The 789-nt window shown below is 76.3% G+C and carries 1 protein-coding gene; it reads left to right on the top strand.

Features of this window, described 5'->3' with window-relative positions:
• The coding region (locus C1I97_RS38205; RefSeq protein ID WP_146608463.1) for an RDD family protein at positions 1 to 646 on the top strand (646 nt) is incomplete at its 5' end.
• Between the last annotated feature and the right edge of the window lie 143 nt (positions 647 to 789).

Below are 789 nucleotides of genomic sequence, written 5' to 3'. Positions count from 1 at the left end.
CCCCCGGGCCGCGTCCGCGCCGCTGACCAGCGGGCCCGGTGGCGGGCAGTCCTCGTGGGCGCAGCAGGTGCACCAGCTGGCGGGGGCGGGGGACGAGCAGCCCGTCGCGCCCTGGAAGCCGCCGGTCGAGGACCCGTTCCAGGCGGTGGCGCGACGGCAGGCGGCGGCCCGCCCGGCCGGCCTCGGCAAGCGGCTGGCCGCGCGGCTCGTCGACTCGGCCGTCGTCGCGGGGGGGACCGCGGCGGCCGCCGTACCGCTCGGCGCCAAGGCGATCGACCACCTCAACGACAAGATCGACGCGGCCAGGCTCTCCGGCCGCACGGTCACCGTCTGGCTCCTGGACGGCACCACGGGGACGTACCTCGGCATCGTCCTCGCCGTGCTGCTGCTCTCCGGCGTCCTGTACGAGGTCCTGCCCACGGTCAAGTGGGGCCGCACCCTGGGCAAGAAGCTGTGCGGTCTGCAGGTACGGGACATCGAGGCCCACGAGCCCCCGGCCTTCGGCCCCGCCCTGCGCCGCTGGCTCGTCTACAGCGTTCCCGGCCTGCTCGGCGTCGGCCTCGTGGGCGTGGTGTGGTGCCTGTTCGACCGGCCGTGGCGCCAGTGCTGGCACGACAAGGCGGCGCACACGTTCGTGGCCGGCTGACCGGGCCGACGCGGACCGCCCCCGGCCGGGCGACCAAGGTCATCCGTACGGCCCGTCCCAGGTGCGGGGCGGACCCGCTCGCGGTGCACTCGGCGCATGAGCACCGAACCGCCCCCCGGCTCCGAACCGTCCCAGGGCTCCGA

Source organism: Streptomyces sp. NTH33, assembly GCF_003236365.1.
In the GTDB taxonomy this organism is placed as follows: Bacteria; Actinomycetota; Actinomycetes; order Streptomycetales; family Streptomycetaceae; genus Streptomyces.
Note: the sequence above shows the minus strand (reverse complement) of the source record. Positions and strands in the feature narration are given on the sequence as shown.